Origin of the sequence: Streptomyces mutabilis (assembly GCF_046628145.1) — a bacterium.
GTDB classification, from domain to species: domain Bacteria; phylum Actinomycetota; class Actinomycetes; order Streptomycetales; family Streptomycetaceae; genus Streptomyces; species Streptomyces mutabilis.
This window is the reverse complement of sequence record NZ_CP176874.1, coordinates 812,688-824,902: the sequence shown is the minus strand read 5'-3', so window position 1 is coordinate 824,902 and position 12,215 is coordinate 812,688. Positions and strand designations below refer to the sequence as shown.

Sequence of the window (12,215 nt, the reverse complement as noted above, 5' to 3'; positions counted from 1 at the left end):
ACCATAAGCGGGCCCCGGACGGCTCGCCTCCGGGCGGTGCCGCCGCCCGCACGGTGCGTCACCGCGGCGCAGGGGCGCTTTGCCGTTCGTTCGACAAAACGGTCACTCGATGGGGTGAAAGGCCTATTAGCCATAACTCGGATGGTGCGTCCGCGTTTTAACCGGTGCGGGCGACTGCCCGCGACCAAGTCTGGAAGGCAGGGAACTCATGAGAAGGGTTACCCGAAACGGTGTGTTCGCCGTCGTCGCCTCCGGCGCGCTGGCCGTGACGATGCCCGGGTACGCGGCGTTCGCGTCCGACAGCGCCGCCGCGGACGGTTCCGCGGCCGGCTCACCGGGGCTGATCTCGGGCAACACCGTCCAGCTCCCGGTGGACGTCCCGGTGAACGTGTGCGGGAACACGGTGAACGTGGTGGGGCTCCTCAACCCGGCCGCGGGCAACAGCTGCGCCAACAGCGGTGAGCACGGTACGGCGGGCAAGGGGAAGGGCTCCTCCGAGGGGACGGGTGCTTCGGGAGGAGCGGTCGCCGAGGGCGGCGCACAGGACTCCCCGGGCGTGCTCTCCGGCAACGGCGTGCAGCTGCCCGTCCACCTTCCGGTGAACGTGAGCGGCAACAGCGTCAACGTCGTCGGCGTCGGCAACCCGGCCGTCGGCAACGAGTCGACGAACACCCCCGGTGACAGGCCCGAAACCGTCCGGCCCCCCGCGGAGCCGGAGCCCGAGCCGTCGGTGCCCGAGAAGGAACGCGCCCGGCCGAAGCCGTCCCCGCACGTCGCGGCCCCGCCGCGGGAGTCGGCGTCACTGGCCCACACCGGTGCGGACCAGACCCTGCCCGTCCTGGCCGGGGGCGCCGCTCTGGCGCTGGGCGGGGCAGTCCTCTACCGGCGGTTCCGGCCGGGGGCCGGATCCTGACCTGCGGCGGCCGGACGTCCCGGTGTGCCGGACAAGGCCATCGGGGCGCGGCCCTGTCCGCGCCCGGTGTGCCTGCACCGCCGGGCGTGCTGTCGGCTCCGTCAGGCGTAGCGTCCCCCGGCGGATGAGCCTTCCTGTCGGGCTTGTCGGCTCGCTGAGAGGGGGCCGACCCCGCTGCGGCGCGCCGGTACGCCGGGCGGGCCGACCGGCCGGGACGTACGCTGCCCGGTCGGCTGCTTGCTCGGGTGCGCCTCCCGGTCGGCGGGCGCACCGGGCCGCCGGGCATGCCGGGCCGCCGGGCGTGCCCGTCCGCCGTCAAGCGCGCCGCCGGGTGACGCGGTCCCCGGCGCGCTGCCGCTCAAGCCCGCCCTGCGTGGAACCGGCGGTGCAACGCGTGGATCTCCTCGGTCAGCTCCGGTACCGGGCCGTCCACCGTCACTCCGGGCGCCACCTCCCGCACCGCCAGCGTCCGCACCGGTGGTGCGGGGACGCCCAGCTCCGCCAGCCAGCCGCCGAGCTGCTCGGACGAGGCGACGTACACGATGCGCCCGAGACCCACCCACGCGTGGGCGGCCGCGCACATCGGGCAGTGCTCGCCGGACGTGTACACCGTGGCGGCGGCCCGCTCGTCCGGGGCGAGGTGGGCGGCGGACCAGCGCGCGAGCTCGAACTCCGGGTGGCGGGTGCGGTCGCCGGACGCCACGCGGTTGTGGTCCTCGGCCAGCACCCTGCCGTCCGAGCCGACCAGCACGGATCCGAACGGTTCGTCACCCGCCTCCAGCGCCTCGGCCGCCAGCTCCACGCAGCGACGCAGGTACGGCAGTTCGGTGTCCTTCACGACCATCGGCCACGGCCCTCCTAGGCGATGTGTTCCTCACCGGCAGCCTATGCCCCTCCATTGCTACGGGTCATCGCGATAGTTAAGTCTCTAACAAGAGCTAGTCGTCATTGCGTTCTGCTCCTGTCGACTTCCCAGAGGGACCGAGAGAGGGGGACCACCATGTCCGCCGCCACCCCGCAGTCGCCCAGTCCGCACACCGTCCTCGGGTCGGGCCCCGCCGGCACCGAACTCGCTCGTGAACTGGTGCGCAGGGGGCACCCGGTCCGGCTCGTCGGCAGGAAGGGCGCCGGTCCCGCGATCGAGGGCGTCGAGCGGTTCGGCGCCGACGTGAGCACCGTCGAGGGCGCGCGGGCGGCGATAGGGGGAGCCGTCGCCGCCGTCGCGGCGCCGGCGCCCGCCTGGTCGTGCTCGACATCGATCTGCCGCACAGCTACACCGACAACCGGGACGGCGCGGCCGGCCTCGCCACGCTCGGTGAGCGGCCCGACGGTGACGGTCGCGTCTGGCACCTGCCCACCGCGCCCGCCGTCAGCACGCGCGAGATCCCCACGATGATCGAGAAGCGTGTGGGCCGCCCGCTGAACGTCGTGACGCTGTCCGAGCCCCGCCCCTTCGGCCCGTTCGACGAGCGGTTCATGGCCGAGTTCGCGGAGATGTTCTACCAGCACACGGAGCCCCAGATCATGGACTCCACCGCCTTCGAGCGGACCTTCGGTGCGGCTCGCACCCCGCTCACGGACACCGTGGACGCCACCGTGATCTGGTACGAGGAGTGGCTCGGCAGCCGTTGACGGGCCGGCCCGCCGGCACCGGGCCCGCGCGCTCAGCGCCGGGTGCGGGACCTCGACCGGTCCAGCGCGGCCACGCCGAGGGCGGCCAGACCGATCTGGATGAGCCACTCGACCCAGTCGACGCCGTCGGTGTCGGCCACGTCGAACGCCGTCGCGATCCACGATCCGATCAGTGCGGCCACGATGCCGACGAGGATCGTCCACAGGATTCCGATGCGCTGACGGCCCGGGATCACGAGTCGTCCCAGGACGCCGATGACGATACCGATGACGATGGCACTGATGATGCCGTCGATTTCCATTTCCGCCCCTTCGTGTCAAGGCCCCCGCGGTAAGGCGTGTGCCCGTTGCGGGGGTGCGTAGTCCGCGGCGTCCGTCGCCAGGGGCGTGCGAGGGCCGGCCCGCGGGAGCGGACCGGCCTTCGGTGTTCCCTTCCCTCGTGTCTAGGGCCTACGCATGCTCTTCGCCGCCGTGGCGGCGCACACCGTCCCCAGGGCCAGGGTCAGAGCACCGATGATGATGTTGTTCCAGATGACGCCGGCGTCCGGGTTCGTGCCGACGATCCACGGCGAGATGATCATCCAGATCCCCATCGCGCACATCGCACCGCTGAGGCCGTACATGCGTTCCGGAGCGCGGGTGAATCCCAGGGCCAGCAGGCCGATGGCGATTCCTATGATCAAGTTGTGGGCCACGAGTGCGGGCTGGCTGGTGGTGAAGTGGACTATCCACGGGGACACGGCACAGTACAGGCCCAGCAGGAACACCGGCCCGTCCACGAGTGCCACATCACGGCCGCCGAGCATGCGGGCGTAGCGCTCCTGCATTTCCGGGGCGTCGGGGTGGCTGGCGATGTCACCTCGGGGGTGCGAGACATTGGCCATGATTCGTCTCCTTTGACTGACCTGGCCGTCTGGTGCGGTTTTCGGTAGCGCCGCACGCGTCCATTCTGCTCTTATTTTTCCCTTATGTGTAGTCGGGGAGTGGTCTGTCGTGCGGGGTGGGTGGACATGTCCACGCGGATCGCGGGCAAGCGGACGGGGGAGAGGTGTGAACGGACACAACGACAGCGGAGGTGGCCGCCGTTATGGGTGCGAAGGTGTTGGAGCGGTTCCCCGCGGGCTCGCCGCGCGGGTCGTGGCCGGCGGAGGAGTGCGCCGCGCGTCGTCGCGCTCGGGGCGAGCCCGCGACCGTCGTGATGGACCTGGAGTCCGACGCCTTCCTGGTGGTCGTGCCGGTCCGCGAGGAGAAGTGAGCGCACCCTGATCGTGGCGTAGGTGCCACGGAGAGTAAGGGGGGGCGGCAGGGGGAATGCATTTCGGTGCCTGAAAGGTTGGCAATTACATCCACTGTTAACCTTCCCCCCACCAGCGAGGCACTCCGTGAACCACCCCGCCCCCGAGCGGCCCGCCGACGTCGTCGCCCGCCTGCGCGCCACCTTCCGCACCGGCCGTACCAAGCCCGTCGAGTGGCGCACCGCCCAGCTGCGCCGCCTGCGCGCCCTGCTCACGGAGAACGGCGAGGGCCTGGAGGCGGCCCTCCACGCCGACCTCGGCAAGAGCGCCACCGAGGCCCAGCGGACGGAGATCGGCTTCACCGTGCGCGAGATCGACCACACCCTCGACCACCTCGCCGACTGGCTGCGCCCCGAGCCCGCCCCGGTCCCGGCCCACCTCGGCACCGACGCCACCGCCTGGACGCAGTACGACCCGCTCGGCGTCGTCCTCGTCATCGCGCCCTGGAACTACCCGGCCCAGCTGCTGCTCGCCCCGGTCGTCGGCGCCCTGGCCGCGGGCAACGCGGTGGTGGCCAAGCCCAGCGAGCTGGCCCCGGCCACCTCCGCCGCGCTGGCCCGGCTGCTGCCGCGCTACCTGGACACCGACGCGGTGGCCGTCGTCGAGGGCGGCGTCCCCGAGACCACGGCCCTGCTCGCCGAGCGCTTCGACCACATCTTCTACACCGGCAACGGCACCGTCGGCCGCATCGTCATGCGCGCCGCCGCCGAGCACCTCACCCCGGTCACCCTCGAACTCGGCGGCAAGTCACCGGCGTTCGTCGACCGCGACGCCGATCTCGACGCGGTGGCCGCCCGCCTGGCCGGCGGCAAGTTCCTCAACGCGGGCCAGACCTGCGTGGCTCCCGACTACGTGCTCACCGACCCCGAGACCGCGGCCGCCCTGGAGCCGGCGCTGGTCCGCGCCGTCGAGGCGCTGTACGGCACCGACCCGGCGCGGTCCACCGAGTACGCGCGGATCGTCAACGAGCGCCACTTCGACCGGCTGACCGGCCTGCTGGACTCCGGCCGGGTGGTCGTCGGCGGCGGCAGCGACCGGTCGCGGAAGTACATCGCGCCGACCGTGCTCGCCGACGTCGCGCCCGACGCGCCGGTGATGCGGGAGGAGATCTTCGGCCCGATCCTGCCGATCGTCACCGTGTCCGGCCTGGACGAGGCGATCGATTTCGTCAACGACCGCGACAAGCCGCTGGCTCTCTACGTCTTCAGCGAGTCCGACGGGACCCGCGAGCGGTTCGCCGCCGAGACGTCCTCCGGCGGTCTCGGCCACGGCCTGCCGCTCGCCCATCTCACCGTCTCCGACCTGCCGTTCGGCGGAGTGGGGGAGAGCGGCATGGGCAATTACCACGGCCGGTACTCCATCGAGACGTTCAGCCACCGCAAGGCGGTCCTGAAGAAGCCGCTGGGCTGACGGGAACGACGTCTCCACGCCAACCCGGCCGATATTCGGCCGGGTTGAACTGGTCTACACCCTTGACTGGTACAGACCAACGCGGTTGAGTGTGCCTCCACACCCCCCACCACGGCCGCCCCCGACGCCGTGGCCGGCCCGGCCGGCCCGCGCACAGGATCCGCACCTCCCTGCCCTGAACCGGGAGCGGCCGTGCTCCGCCGAAGGAGGCAGTCCGTGTCGAGGCGCCGTATATCCGCCGTGGTCACCGCACTCGCCCTCGCGGGAGCCGTCCCCGCCTTCCTGCCCGCCACCGAGGCGTCCGCCGCCTCCTGCTCGAGCTACCCCGCCTGGTCGGCCGACGCGAACTACGACGCCGGCGACATCGTCCGCTACACGGACGGCAAGGCGTACATCGCCGAGCACGCCAACCCGGGCTACGACCCGCTGATCAGTACCTGGTACTGGGAGCCGTACGCCTGCGACGGCGGTTCCGAGACGCCGGTCGGCAACTTCGTGGTGACCGAGGCGCAGTTCAACCAGATGTTCCCGGGCAGGAACTCGTTCTACAGCTACAGCGGCCTCACCGCCGCGCTCAGCGCCTACCCCGGCTTCGCGGGCACCGGCAGCGACACGGTGAAGAAGCAGGAGGCCGCCGCCTTCCTCGCCAACGTCAGCCACGAGACCGGCGGGCTGGTGCACGTCGTCGAACAGAACACCGCCAACTACCCGCACTACTGCGACTGGAACCAGCCCTACGGCTGCCCGGCCGGCCAGGCCGCCTACTACGGGCGCGGCCCCATCCAGCTCAGCTGGAACTTCAACTACAAGGCGGCGGGCGACGCCCTCGGCATCGACCTGCTGAACAACCCCTGGCTGGTGCAGAACGACTCGGCCGTCGCCTGGAAGACCGCCCTGTGGTACTGGAACACCCAGTCCGGGCCGGGCAGCATGACCGCGCACAACGCCATGGTGAGCGGCGCCGGCTTCGGCCACACGATCCGCGCCATCAACGGCTCACTGGAGTGCGACGGCAAGAACCCCGCGCAGGTCCAGAGCCGCGTCACCAAGTACCAGCAGTTCAGTCAGATCCTCGGTGTCTCACCGGGCGGAAACCTGTACTGCTGACCCGGCCGGAGCCTGCGGGACTCCGTCGATGACCTCGGAAGCGATCACCGCGGAGACCTCGGCTCCTGGCACCTCGGCGACCTGCCCGTCCGCCGCGTCGGCTTCGGCGCGATGCGGCTGACGGGCGGCGCCGCCTTCCCCCTCGGCACCCCGCGCGAACCGCGCCCAGGCGACCTCCGCCGCACGATCCCGGAGACGACCGCAACGAATGGCCGCGACCCGCGCGGTCGCCCCTGGCCGTTGATGTCCAAGACCGTCCCCTACAGCCGCCCCACTTCTCGCAACAGGCCTCAGTGACAACGGTGAGGGCTCGGCGCCGGCCCCGACCCGGCGGGTCCGAGGTCGTCGGAGCGGCCTTCCGCGAGGCGCGGCCATTGGCCGAGCGGGCGTCCGCCCGGCCACTGCGACACCGGCGGCCAGTCGGGTGCGCCGCCCTCGGTCCGCGTGTTGGTGCACCGTTGCGGCCGGCCGGGAGGCGAGTCCTCCCAACTCTCCTGGCGTCCGTACGGGGTGAGGTCCATGAGCGCGTAGCTGTAGTCCATCGTCTCCGCGCCCCGGCGGGTCGTCCAGTACGTCTCGAAGACGCGGTCACCGTCCCGCAGGTAGCACACGAGGTGGAACAGGCCGTGCCGGCGCCCGACGAGCAGCGCGTCGAGGGAGGACTGCGCCGAGTACCACGGCATGTTCCAGCCCATGAAGTCGCGATAGCGCAGGCTCGCCTCGTACGTCGCCCGGGGTTCGGCCCCCGCCTCGACCGTGTTGCGTCCCATGCAGAAGACCGCGTAGGTGATGCCACGGGAATGCAGGGCGGACAGCTCCCCGACCTGGTTGGTGTAGTACGTGCAGCCTTCGCACTGCTCGGGTGCGGGGCGGCCGGGGTTCCACATGAAGTAGTAGGCGATGAGCTGTTGGCGTCCTTCGAACGCGTCGAGCAGCGTCACCGGCCCGTCCGGGCCGATCAGCTCGATATGGGCGTCCACCTCGACCATGGGCAGCCTCCGGCGGGCCGCTGCGATGGCGTCGCCTTCCCGGGTGTGCGCCTTCTCCCGCACGCGCAGCGCATCGATCTCGGCCTGCCAGGTGGCCCGGTCGGTCACCGGTGGCAGCGCGAGGGTGTCATGACCACCGGCCGTCGGTGCCTCGGTGGCCTTCGAGTCTCCGTTCATGATCGCCTCATCTGTGAATGCATGTGCATGTCGACACTGATGGGTCCTTGTGGCGCCGAGACCCGGCTACGGGCGCGCCTCCCGCTCCGCCGCTTCCGCGATGTGCTTGATCCGCGACAACCGCCGGTCCCAGTCGGCCGCGAGCGAGGCCATCCACCTCGCCGTCATGTCCAGGGTCGCGGGCCGTACGGTGTACCGCACTTCGCGGCCGACCCGGTTGCCGGACGCGAGCCCGGCGGCGCCCAGGGCGGCGAGGTGTTTGACCACTGCCTGGCGTGAGACGGGCAGCTGCTCGGCGAGTGTCGTCGCCGTGGCCTCACCCTGTTCGGCGAGCAGGCTGAGCACCCTGCGCCGGGTGGGATCGGCGAGCGCGGCGATGACGGTGTCCACCGCCTCGTCGTCACCGTGCCCCTCCTGGGTCATGCCGACAGGCCCTCGGAGCGCTTCCTGATCGCGTCGAAGCACTGGGACCAGCCGTCGGCATGGTCCTTGATCACGTTGCGGCGGTTGTCCTCGGACGTGGGCAGTGCCGCGAATCCGCTCTCCACGACGCGCAGCCGCGTCATGTCTCCCTCGGGGGTCAACGTGAACTCCACGAGGGTGCTGTTGTCGTCGCGCAGTTCTTCTCCGGGGAAGGCGCTGACCCAGCGGTACGCCACGTAGGCCGGCGGTACGACTTTCTCGACCCGCACGGGGAAGTCGCCGTGCTCGGAGTGGGTCGCCACGGCCGACTGGCCCTCCTCGGCCACGGTGCCGGACGGGTTCTCGTCGGTCGCCCAGAACCCGGGTTCCGCAACCAGCGGCCAGACCCGCTCGATCGGCGCCGCGATCAGGGTCTCGCGCTCGATCCGGTCCTCACTCATCGGTGTGCTCCCATCCTGTCGGCATCGCGTGCAACTTCAGAGTTGCACATGACGGTCCGACGCGCAATCGCGGAGTTGCGCATCGGCTCGCGGGACGGGGTGGCGCCCGTACGGGGCGTACGGGCGCGGTGGTGGCGCGGCGCCCACTCCGCGCACCGGCCTCGCGGTCGGCCGCACCGCTGCTCGCGAGCACCCCCTCCGGAGGCCTGCGGTGATCGCGAGCGGGCGGGTCTCAACAGGTCCAGGTGCCGTCCCGCATGATGTGCCGCTGCTTCAGCTCGCGCACCTCGTGCCACGCCTGGACCGCACGCGGGCGCACCCGGAACCAGGCGTACGACGCGCTGTCCCCGCGCGGGTCCCAGCCGGTCTTCGCGGCGAACGCGCCGGCCGCGGCGGCGGGGGCCTCCCGCAGGGCGAACGTGTCCACCTCGCCGTCGATCAGCACGACGTCCCGCGTGTGCCCGAGCGCCAGCCGCGTCCGGCCGCCGTCCCGCAGGTTGCGGCCGGTCGGGTTGGTGAGCCGAGTGCACAGCCAGACCGCCTCCTCGTGCCACACGAACCACAGCGGGACCATGCACGGCGACCCGTCGGCGTCCGCCGTGGCCACCCAGATGTCCAGCTCCCGATCCAGGCGGTCGAGCACGTCCTGCCTGCGCTGCCCGGGTTCGCGCGGCGATGCGGTGATCTTCATGGCGGCGACGGTAGGGGACGGGCCGCTCCCACGCCTCCGCCCCGAGACGTAGGAGGGCGGAGCCCCTGGGCGTAGGACCAGGGACTGGCGCCCCGCGCGTTTTACGTATAACCTCTCCCGTCAATCGCCCGTCCCGGAAGGTCCCGATGCCGCACATCGCCCTGGTCACGCTCGTCGTCGACGACTACGACGAGGCGATCCGCTTCTACACCGAGGCCCTCGGCTTCCGCCTCGTCGAGGACACCCCCCGGCCCGACGGCTCCCGCTGGGTCGTCGTCGAACCCGGCGCGGGGGGCGGAGGGACCGCCCTCCTGCTGGCCCGGGCCAAGGGTGAGGCGCAGCGGGCCAGGATCGGGGACCAGACGGGCGGACGCGTCGGGTTCTTCCTGTACACCGACGACTTCGCCCGCGACCACGCCCGTATGACGGCCGCCGGCGTGACCTTCCTGGAAGGGCCCCGGCGCGAGCCCTACGGCTCGGTCGCCGTCTTCCGCGACCTCTACGGCAACCGCTGGGACCTGCTCCAGCCCGCCGCCTGACCGTCCCACCCTTCGCCACCGACCCGCCGAGGAACGACCAGCCATGTCATCTACGCGCATAGACGCCGAAGTCATCCGCCGCCTCCCCAAGGCGGTCCTGCACGACCACCTCGACGGCGGCCTGCGCCCCGCGACCGTCGTGGAACTGGCCGAGACCGTCGGCCACACCCTGCCCACCACCGACCCCGACGAACTGGCCGCCTGGTACTACGAGGCTGCCAACTCCGGGGACCTGGTGCGCTACATCGCGACCTTCGAGCACACCCTCGCCGTGATGCAGAGCCGCGAGGGTCTGCTGCGCACCGCCGAGGAGTACGTCCTCGACCTCGCCGCCGACGGCGTCGTCTACGGCGAGGTCCGCTACGCCCCCGAGCTGATGCTGAAGGGCGGTCTGACCCTCGCGGAGGTCGTCGAGACGGTCCAGGAGGGGCTGGCCGCCGGCATGGCCAGGGCGAAGGCGGCCGGCACGCCGGTGCACGTCGGCACCCTGCTGTGCGGCATGCGCATGTTCGACCGCACCCGCGAGACCGCCGACCTCGCGGTGGCCTTCCGGGACGCGGGCGTCGTCGGCTTCGACATCGCGGGCGCCGAGGACGGCTTCCCGCCCGCCGACCACCTCGACGCCTTCGAGCACCTGCGCCGCGAGAACGTGCCGTTCACCATCCACGCCGGCGAGGCGCACGGGCTGCCCAGCATCCACCAGGCCCTCCAGGTGTGCGGAGCCCAGCGCATCGGGCACGGTGTGCGCATCACCGACGACATCCCCGACCTCGCGGCCGGCAAGCTCGGCCGTCTCGCCGGCTGGGTGCGCGACCGCCGGATCGCCCTGGAGATGTGCCCGACCTCCAACCTTCAGACCGGTGCCGCCGCCTCGATCGCCGAGCACCCCATCACCGCGCTCAAGGACCTCGGTTTCCGCGTCACCCTCAACACGGACAACCGCCTGGTCTCCGGCACGACGATGACCCGCGAGATGTCCCTGCTCGTCGAGCAGGCGGGCTGGACCGTCGAGGATCTGCGCACGGTCACCGTGAACGCGGTGAAGAGCGCCTTCGTCCCGTTCGACGAGCGCAGGGCCCTGATCGAGGACGTCGTCCTGCCGGGTTACGAAGCCGCGCTCTGAACGAGCCCGCGCGCATAGGCGGCCTGTCCGACGTGCTGGAGATCGTCGGACAGGACGCTGACCAGGCGCGCGCCGAGCGTGACCGGCGGGTCCCAGTTCTCGTCCACGATCCGCTCCAGGTCCTTGGCGGCCAGGGAGCGCAGGGCCCCGAGCGTCTGCTCGTGCACCGCGTCGTAGTAGCCGGTCAGCAGCTCGGGGGAGTCGACCCGGACCTTCGCGACCTTCGCCGGGCTGTGGCCGTACCCGGTGTCGAGGCGGGGCAGGCCGAGCCCGAAACGCTTCTCCCACTCCCCGGTCAGCCACACCTGGTCGAGCCCGAAGGCGTCCGCGACGTGGTCGTCCTGAACCCGGGTGAGGTGCCAGACCAGCCACGCGACGGAGTTGGCGTCGTCGGCCGGGCGGGCGTTCAGGCCGTCGGGGTCCAGGCCCTCGACGGCGGCGTGGACTTCTTCCTGGATGCGGCCGTACGCCTCGATGAGGATGTCCTTCGCATGCATGCGTCCACCATCGCGCAGTCCGTACTCAGCCGCTCGCCGTATCCAGCAGCCCCATGAGCGCCCGCGCCGCCGGGCTGGTGGACTGGGCCGGCGGCAGCAGCGCGATGGTCTCGTACGCGCTCTCGTCGCCGTCCGCGAGGGGCAGCGAGGTCAGGGACGCCCGCTTGTGCCGGAAATGGCGCGGCACGACCGCGATGCCGAGGTTCTCGTCGAGCAGGTCCAGCAGACCGTGCACGTCGTTCACCTCCAGCGCGACGGTCCGACGCACGCCTGCCTCGGCGAAGGCGGTGTCCGTGACCCGGCGCGGGCCCCAGTCGGGGTGGAAGTCGACGAACACCTCGTCGGCCAGGTCCTGCGGGGTCAGCACCGCCCCGTGCGCCGCCAGGCGGTGCTCGGGGTGGCAGAGCACCGTCATCGGCTCGCCGGCCAGCGACACGGACCGCAACTGGTCCGAGTCCGCCTGCGTCCGGTAGGCGAAGGCAAGGTCGAGCCGCCCCGCCGCGACCTCCTCAGCCAGTTCGCCCGAGCCCGCCTGCCGCAGCCGGATCTCCACGTCCGGATGCCGGCGCCGGAACGCGGCCAGCAGTCCGGCGACCGGCACCCCGGCGATGCACTGCTCGGTGCCCAGCGACAGCGTGCCGCGCAGCACGCCCTGCACCGCGGCGACGGCCTCGTGCGCCGAGCGCACCTGCGCGAGGATGCGCTGCGCCTCGCCCAGCAGCGCCCGCCCCGCCTCCGTCAGCGTCACCCGGCGGGTCGTGCGCACGAACAGCGGTGCCCGCAGCTCCCGCTCCAACGCCCGGATGGAGGCGGACAGGCCGGACTGGGACACCAGCAGCCGTTCGGCCGCACGGGTGAAGTGCTGGTCCTCGGCGACGGCCACGAAGTGCTGGAGATGACGCAGTTCCATGACTCAGAAGCGTAGCCGCACAATCTCATCGGATTCTTCTGTTGGACCACTGCTCGCAGGTCACGCCAG

General features: G+C 71.6%; 15 protein-coding genes and 2 pseudogenes. 8 read left to right on the top strand and 9 right to left on the bottom strand.

Annotation, left to right across the window (positions count from 1 at the left end; genetic code table 11):
• The first annotated feature begins 208 nt into the window (after nucleotides 1-208).
• Nucleotides 209-913, top strand: a complete 705-nt coding sequence (locus ACLIN4_RS03360; protein ID WP_307653260.1) for a chaplin — start codon at nucleotides 209-211, stop codon at nucleotides 911-913.
• 358 nt (nucleotides 914-1,271) lie between these two features.
• Here the strand turns inward: ACLIN4_RS03360 and ACLIN4_RS03355 are convergent, their stop codons facing one another.
• Nucleotides 1,272-1,757: a nucleoside deaminase gene (locus ACLIN4_RS03355; protein WP_411575469.1), complete on the bottom strand. Its 486-nt coding sequence runs from the start codon at nucleotides 1,755-1,757 to the stop codon at nucleotides 1,272-1,274.
• 156 nt (nucleotides 1,758-1,913) lie between these two features.
• Between ACLIN4_RS03355 and ACLIN4_RS03350 the strand changes: the two are divergent.
• Nucleotides 1,914-2,545: pseudogene (locus tag ACLIN4_RS03350) on the top strand (hypothetical protein).
• Between the two features lie 32 nt (nucleotides 2,546-2,577).
• On the opposite strand, the gene ACLIN4_RS03345 reads toward ACLIN4_RS03350, so the two are convergent.
• On the bottom strand, nucleotides 2,578-2,847 hold the full coding sequence (locus tag ACLIN4_RS03345; protein ID WP_100046046.1) for a GlsB/YeaQ/YmgE family stress response membrane protein: 270 nt from the start codon (nucleotides 2,845-2,847) through the stop codon (nucleotides 2,578-2,580).
• Between the two features lie 141 nt (nucleotides 2,848-2,988).
• Nucleotides 2,989-3,429 (bottom strand): SPW repeat protein, encoded by a 441-nt coding sequence (locus ACLIN4_RS03340; protein ID WP_107478178.1) that lies wholly within the window; start codon nucleotides 3,427-3,429, stop codon nucleotides 2,989-2,991.
• Nucleotides 3,430-3,632: 203 nt separating this feature from the next.
• Between ACLIN4_RS03340 and ACLIN4_RS03335 the strand changes: the two genes are divergently transcribed.
• The 4 genes and pseudogenes from ACLIN4_RS03335 to ACLIN4_RS03320 form a co-directional block, all read left to right on the top strand.
• The gene (locus tag ACLIN4_RS03335; RefSeq protein WP_179342496.1) at nucleotides 3,633-3,800 is read left to right on the top strand and encodes a hypothetical protein; all 168 of its coding nucleotides are present in this window, start codon (nucleotides 3,633-3,635) and stop codon (nucleotides 3,798-3,800) included.
• A gap of 127 nt (nucleotides 3,801-3,927) precedes the next feature.
• The gene (locus ACLIN4_RS03330) at nucleotides 3,928-5,250 is read left to right on the top strand and encodes an aldehyde dehydrogenase family protein (protein WP_289908485.1); all 1,323 of its coding nucleotides are present in this window, start codon (nucleotides 3,928-3,930) and stop codon (nucleotides 5,248-5,250) included.
• Nucleotides 5,251-5,466: 216 nt separating this feature from the next.
• Complete coding sequence (locus ACLIN4_RS03325) at nucleotides 5,467-6,357, top strand: glycoside hydrolase family 19 protein (RefSeq protein WP_100046440.1); 891 nt, start codon at nucleotides 5,467-5,469, stop codon at nucleotides 6,355-6,357.
• 28 nt (nucleotides 6,358-6,385) lie between these two features.
• A pseudogene (locus ACLIN4_RS03320) lies at nucleotides 6,386-6,516 on the top strand (aldo/keto reductase); the annotation flags it as partial.
• A gap of 131 nt (nucleotides 6,517-6,647) precedes the next feature.
• On the opposite strand, the gene ACLIN4_RS03315 reads toward ACLIN4_RS03320, so the two are convergent.
• The 4 genes from ACLIN4_RS03315 to ACLIN4_RS03300 all read right to left on the bottom strand — a co-directional run bounded on the left by ACLIN4_RS03315 (nucleotide 6,648) and on the right by ACLIN4_RS03300 (nucleotide 9,077).
• Nucleotides 6,648-7,523 (bottom strand): DUF899 family protein, encoded by an 876-nt coding sequence (locus ACLIN4_RS03315; protein ID WP_289908487.1) that lies wholly within the window; start codon nucleotides 7,521-7,523, stop codon nucleotides 6,648-6,650.
• Nucleotides 7,524-7,589: 66 nt separating this feature from the next.
• Nucleotides 7,590-7,946 (bottom strand): ArsR/SmtB family transcription factor, encoded by a 357-nt coding sequence (locus tag ACLIN4_RS03310; protein ID WP_289908488.1) that lies wholly within the window; start codon nucleotides 7,944-7,946, stop codon nucleotides 7,590-7,592.
• Nucleotides 7,943-8,386, bottom strand: coding sequence for an SRPBCC domain-containing protein (locus ACLIN4_RS03305; protein ID WP_107478183.1), 444 nt, complete (start codon nucleotides 8,384-8,386; stop codon nucleotides 7,943-7,945). The genes ACLIN4_RS03310 and ACLIN4_RS03305 overlap by 4 nt, the downstream gene beginning before the upstream one ends.
• Nucleotides 8,387-8,618: 232 nt before the next feature.
• Nucleotides 8,619-9,077: a pyridoxamine 5'-phosphate oxidase family protein gene (locus tag ACLIN4_RS03300; protein WP_307653263.1), complete on the bottom strand. Its 459-nt coding sequence runs from the start codon at nucleotides 9,075-9,077 to the stop codon at nucleotides 8,619-8,621.
• Nucleotides 9,078-9,223: 146 nt separating this feature from the next.
• Here ACLIN4_RS03300 and ACLIN4_RS03295 point away from each other — a divergent pair, with 146 nt between their 5' ends.
• Entirely contained in the window at nucleotides 9,224-9,616 is a 393-nt protein-coding gene (locus ACLIN4_RS03295; protein WP_307653264.1) for a VOC family protein, read from the top strand.
• Nucleotides 9,617-9,659: 43 nt separating this feature from the next.
• The gene (locus ACLIN4_RS03290) at nucleotides 9,660-10,739 is read left to right on the top strand and encodes an adenosine deaminase (protein WP_307653265.1); all 1,080 of its coding nucleotides are present in this window, start codon (nucleotides 9,660-9,662) and stop codon (nucleotides 10,737-10,739) included.
• Here the strand turns inward: ACLIN4_RS03290 and ACLIN4_RS03285 are convergent.
• Both ACLIN4_RS03285 and ACLIN4_RS03280 read right to left on the bottom strand, forming a co-directional pair.
• Nucleotides 10,721-11,236, bottom strand: a complete 516-nt coding sequence (locus tag ACLIN4_RS03285; RefSeq protein ID WP_107478186.1) for a mycothiol transferase — start codon at nucleotides 11,234-11,236, stop codon at nucleotides 10,721-10,723. The two genes, ACLIN4_RS03290 and ACLIN4_RS03285, sit on opposite strands and share 19 nt — an antisense overlap.
• A 25-nt stretch (nucleotides 11,237-11,261) precedes the next feature.
• On the bottom strand, nucleotides 11,262-12,146 hold the full coding sequence (locus ACLIN4_RS03280) for a LysR substrate-binding domain-containing protein (protein ID WP_100046433.1): 885 nt from the start codon (nucleotides 12,144-12,146) through the stop codon (nucleotides 11,262-11,264).
• Nucleotides 12,147-12,215: the final 69 nt, after the last annotated feature.

Coding starts and splice junctions, on each gene's coding strand:
- ACLIN4_RS03360 (WP_307653260.1), top strand. CDS start 209: ATGAGAAGGGTTACCCGAAACGGTGTGTTCGCCGTCGTCGCCTCCGGC.
- ACLIN4_RS03355 (WP_411575469.1), bottom strand. CDS start 1,757: ATGGTCGTGAAGGACACCGAACTGCCGTACCTGCGTCGCTGCGTGGAG.
- ACLIN4_RS03345 (WP_100046046.1), bottom strand. CDS start 2,847: ATGGAAATCGACGGCATCATCAGTGCCATCGTCATCGGTATCGTCATC.
- ACLIN4_RS03340 (WP_107478178.1), bottom strand. CDS start 3,429: ATGGCCAATGTCTCGCACCCCCGAGGTGACATCGCCAGCCACCCCGAC.
- ACLIN4_RS03335 (WP_179342496.1), top strand. CDS start 3,633: ATGGGTGCGAAGGTGTTGGAGCGGTTCCCCGCGGGCTCGCCGCGCGGG.
- ACLIN4_RS03315 (WP_289908487.1), bottom strand. CDS start 7,523: ATGAACGGAGACTCGAAGGCCACCGAGGCACCGACGGCCGGTGGTCAT.
- ACLIN4_RS03310 (WP_289908488.1), bottom strand. CDS start 7,946: ATGACCCAGGAGGGGCACGGTGACGACGAGGCGGTGGACACCGTCATC.
- ACLIN4_RS03305 (WP_107478183.1), bottom strand. CDS start 8,386: ATGAGTGAGGACCGGATCGAGCGCGAGACCCTGATCGCGGCGCCGATC.
- ACLIN4_RS03300 (WP_307653263.1), bottom strand. CDS start 9,077: ATGAAGATCACCGCATCGCCGCGCGAACCCGGGCAGCGCAGGCAGGAC.
- ACLIN4_RS03295 (WP_307653264.1), top strand. CDS start 9,224: ATGCCGCACATCGCCCTGGTCACGCTCGTCGTCGACGACTACGACGAG.
- ACLIN4_RS03290 (WP_307653265.1), top strand. CDS start 9,660: ATGTCATCTACGCGCATAGACGCCGAAGTCATCCGCCGCCTCCCCAAG.
- ACLIN4_RS03285 (WP_107478186.1), bottom strand. CDS start 11,236: ATGCATGCGAAGGACATCCTCATCGAGGCGTACGGCCGCATCCAGGAA.
- ACLIN4_RS03280 (WP_100046433.1), bottom strand. CDS start 12,146: ATGGAACTGCGTCATCTCCAGCACTTCGTGGCCGTCGCCGAGGACCAG.